Source organism: Polaromonas sp. P1_E3, assembly GCF_056405935.1.
Genome location: NZ_JBFUBD010000548.1, coordinates 1 through 1,504, shown reverse-complemented (window position 1 = coordinate 1,504; position 1,504 = coordinate 1). Strand labels below are relative to the sequence as shown.

Below are 1,504 nucleotides of genomic sequence, written 5' to 3'. Positions count from 1 at the left end.
ACCAGAGGGCCTGCAGGAGGCACCGGAACGTGYGCTTGTTCTGTCCAGCCTGCTGGCGCTCCTGATCGTCAGCAACATTGGATTTCCCTGGCACCTGGCAAGCACCGATGCGATATTTGCGCTGGCGCTGGCGCTCCTGGCCGCATCCGATGCGCGGCTGGGCATTAAGGGCAAACTTGCCGCGCAAAACCTTGCCTGGAAGCCTGTGTATTCGAAGGTGCTGGGCATCACCCTGATGTTCGCCCTGGCCCTGGCAATCTATATATCCCAGCAGGCCATCCTCGCGGAAAGCAAGATTGTCAGGTCAATCAAGCTGGCATTGACCATCACGCAATCCGGAGACGTTAACAACCCGCGCTGGAACACCACCAAGCTGGAAATGCTGGAGCTGATCAACGAAGGCACCAACATCAACCCTCACTACCGGAAACTCACGCCCATGGTGGCCGACGAACTGGCTCGCTGGGGCGACTGGCGCAACGCCGTCTGGATCTGGGAATCCGTGGTGTCTTCGCGCCCGTATGTGGTGGCCCTGCTGACAAACATTGCCCGAGGGTATGCCCAGATGGGCGCCATGGAGCAAGCCTTTGAATATCTCGAACGCTGCAAGAAACTCCAGCCGACTGCTGTCTCGGTCCGGTCGCTGGAGGTCATTCTTCTCAGCCGGTCGGGGAAAATGGCAGAGGCCCAGAAGCTCACCAAGCAGTACCTGGCAGAAGGCACGTATGACTACGACCTGCTCAACGCCGCCTGGATACTTGGCGTGAAAAACGCCGATTACGACCTGGCCGTGCAGGGCATGGAGCTGCGCAACAAGCACTTTCCTGAACAGCAGGTCGACGGGTTGGTCAAACTGGGCTATCTCTATGCCTTCCAGAAAAAGGACGATGCGAAGGCATTGATGCTTTACAAGGCGGCCATGGCCGCCTCACCCGATAAAGACAAGGAAGCTACGCGCCAGCGCATCCCTCCCGACTACCGGCCCAGGCTCTGATATACCCGTGCGGCTTTGCCCACTCCACGGTGAAGCGTTGCGAAGCGGAATGTACCGGCTGCCTGCCAGCACCATTCGCTGCGAGGCTCACGTAAGTACGCTCCTCGACCTGAACACTGCATGGCGCTGATGGCGCAGCCGGGTCCACTGACGCCAGCAGCACCGTACTGCTACGGGTACCGTAGGCATGGTCCGGAAAATCCACAAAGGCGCTTGACAGGGCTTCTTCCAGCACCAGGGGTATGCCGGTAGCAGGAAGGGCCTCGGGCGGCGCACGGCGGCGATTGGCCAAGGCAGACCACAGCGACGCCTGAAGTTCTACAGACCCCAGGTTTGGGTCCGCCTCCAGGGCGGCCTGCAGGGACCGTTTAAGTTCCAGCGTTTTGGGCCATGGGGTATCGAGTGCAGCGTTGGATAACCCGTAGAGGCCTGGTGGCAAAGCCTGTAGATGCAATCTTGATGCTTCACCGGACGCGACGGCGGGGTTGTTCGTCACCCAGGTCCAGGCGC

General features: G+C 60.1%; 2 protein-coding genes. One reads left to right on the top strand and one right to left on the bottom strand.

Translation table 11 applies throughout. The annotated features are described in order from the left end of the window. Positions 1-994 (top strand): tetratricopeptide repeat protein (locus AC1D0Z_RS21540; protein ID WP_477660193.1); only part of this gene is annotated, 994 nt, incomplete at its 5' end. Here AC1D0Z_RS21540 and AC1D0Z_RS21535 read toward each other — a convergent pair. After that, a partial coding sequence (locus AC1D0Z_RS21535) for an NRDE family protein (protein WP_477660192.1) occupies positions 951-1,504 on the bottom strand: 554 nt, incomplete at its 5' end. The two genes, AC1D0Z_RS21540 and AC1D0Z_RS21535, sit on opposite strands and share 44 nt — an antisense overlap.